The organism is Vibrio sp. Vb1574 (genome assembly GCF_033338675.1).
This window is the reverse complement of record NZ_JAWOTC010000275.1, coordinates 1-1,262: the sequence shown is the minus strand read 5'-3', so window position 1 is coordinate 1,262 and position 1,262 is coordinate 1. Positions and strand designations below refer to the sequence as shown.

General features: G+C 51.0%; 2 protein-coding genes. Both read right to left on the bottom strand.

Annotated features, from left to right (window positions below):
• Positions 1–1,057: histidine kinase dimerization/phospho-acceptor domain-containing protein (locus R7O12_RS25495; protein WP_318126851.1), on the bottom strand; the 1,057-nt coding region annotated here is incomplete at its 3' end.
• A partial coding sequence (locus R7O12_RS25490; RefSeq protein WP_318126850.1) for a winged helix-turn-helix domain-containing protein occupies positions 1,057–1,262 on the bottom strand: 206 nt, incomplete at its 5' end. The genes R7O12_RS25490 and R7O12_RS25495, both read right to left, overlap by 1 nt.

Here is a 1,262-nt window from a genome sequence, read left to right as displayed (position 1 = left end):
AGATATGTCGCTCAGGGATCTCTGAATAGCGGAGTGTTTTACCCATTTGCTCGGCTTCAAACTGCGCATCTTTAATGATCTCTTCCCACAAACTTTCTATTGGCTGTGTCTCGCGTGTCATGTGGCTGTTCACCTGCATGCGCGAGAGCTCAAGCAATTCGCTGATCATCTGCTCAAGGCGCTGCGCTTCGGTATCAATGCGAACCAACTCAGGGCTGTCACCCTGTTTGCGCGTCGCTAATGCACTGGCCATGCGCAATCGAGTGAGTGGCGAGCGTAATTCGTGAGAAATGTCCGACAGTAAACGCTGCTGACCTGAAATCATCTGATTCACCGCTTCGACCATTTGGTTGAAGCTGCTGCCCGCTTGACGAAATTCTGCGGTGCCTTTTTCAAGATTCGGATCGATGACGAACTCACCTTTTGCCACTCGCTGTGCGGCGGCTTCAAGGCGGCGTGCGGGTTGGCTCAGCGCCCAAGCAAGCCACAGCAGTAATGGCGTGCTCACTAGCATGACGGCCAACAGTAACTGGAATGGGTGGTCGAAGAGACGCAGTAGCAGCGGTGGTGGCTCGTTCCATTTAAAGCCAACGTACATCAGCAGTCCAGAGTCGGCCAGAACGATTGGCACAGGGCCGGCAATCATATAGCGGCCATAAAGTCTCTGTTTTGGCTTGTTGTAATCTTCAATACTGGTGACAAAGTTTTGCATCGCACGCAGTTGAAAGTTGCTGCGCTTATCGGTGGTTAAGACGTTGCCGTTGTAATCCGAAAAGAACACTCGTGGTCGTGGGTCATGTTTACCTGCGCGATTGCCCTCTACACGGAATAAAATGCGTCCTAGATCGGTTTCTTTGCTGTATTTGTTTTGAATGGCATCACGCGTTTCAATGATCCGCTGATAATGCTCGTCGGGAATGTCGCGTGCTTTCCTTGGATCCAAATGTGGCAGTGATAGCACGGCTATCAATACCAACAGCATAGTGAACCAAAAGATGGCAAAGATGCGTCCATACAAGCTATTAATCTTTGGCAGTTTGATGCGTGATAGGCGCATTAATCCTCCTCAAGCAGCATATAGCCGCGACCACGTAGGGTTTTGAGGCGCGGTTTGCCATTGCTTTGGTCGGGCAGCTTTTTGCGTAAGTTCGACACGTGCATATCGATTGCGCGGTCAAAGGCCGCCAGTCGTTTACCTAGTACGTCGAGGCTCAACGTCTCTTTGGTGAGTACGTGCCCTGGGTTTTGGACAAAGTGGGTCA